Origin of the sequence: Falsiroseomonas sp. E2-1-a4, from assembly GCF_051433165.1 — a bacterium.
GTDB lineage: Bacteria > Pseudomonadota > Alphaproteobacteria > Acetobacterales > Acetobacteraceae > Falsiroseomonas.
The window spans coordinates 1-852 of sequence record NZ_JBHMFS010000076.1 but is presented as its reverse complement, the minus strand read 5'-3'; the positions used below and the strand labels follow the sequence as shown (position 1 = coordinate 852).

Genomic DNA, 852 nt, shown 5'->3' with positions numbered 1-852 from the left:
CGCTGTTCCTGCGGACGATTCGCGGGGGCAAGGCATGACGTGGACGGCAGAGCATCGACGAGCGGCGGATCGGCGCGGCCTGCGCTATCCGTCTGACCTCACGGATGCGGAATGGGCGCTGGTGGCACCGCTGATCCGGCCTGCGAAGCACGGCGGCAGGCCGCGCAAGGTGGATGTGCGCGAGGTGCTGAACGCGGTGTTCTACGTGCTCTCGACCGGCTGTCAGTGGCAGGCGCTGCCGAAGGACCTGCCACCGAAGAGCACGGTGTGGGACTACTTCTCTCGATGGGAATGGGAGGGGACCATCGAGCGCATCCACAACACCCTCTACGTCGCGGTGCGCGAGCAGGCACGGCGCGAGGCCAGCCCGACGACGGCGATCATTGACAGCCAGACGGCGAAGGCGGCGCAAAAGGGGGCTCTACGCTCGACCCGTCCGGTTACGACGCGGGCAAGAAGGTCGTCGGCCGCAAGCGCCACCTACTGACCGACACCATCGGCATGCTGCTCGCGGTGATCGTGCATCCCGCCAGCGTGCAGGACAGGGACGGCGCCGAACCGCTGCTGCGTCAGGCGCGCAGGCTGTTCCCGTTCGTCGAGCGCATCATCGGCGATGCAGGCTATCAGGGGCCGAAGATGGCCGCTGCCGTCGCCCGCACCGGCACGTGGAAGATCGAGATCGTCCGCCGCTGCGACAAGCACAAATTCGTCGTGCTGCCGAAGCGTTGGATCGTCGAGCGCACCATCGGATGGATCAGCCGCAACCGCCGCCTCGCCCGCGACTTCGAGCGGCATTGCCGCATCGCCGCCGCCTTCGTCCGCATGGCCATGATCCGCATCATGCTTCGACGA

1 protein-coding gene is annotated in these 852 nt (G+C 67.4%); it reads left to right on the top strand.

Going from position 1 to position 852, the window contains the following annotated elements; translation table 11 throughout:
• Window positions 1–34: 34 nt before the first annotated feature.
• Window positions 35–852, top strand: a protein-coding gene (locus ACFHNC_RS24710; RefSeq protein WP_437171891.1) for an IS5 family transposase whose coding sequence is annotated in 2 segments (ribosomal slippage) — window positions 35–416 and window positions 416–852 — 819 coding nt annotated over the 2 segments. Because the reading frame shifts where the segments join, the coding sequence is not laid out codon by codon here. This gene is flagged as partial in the annotation.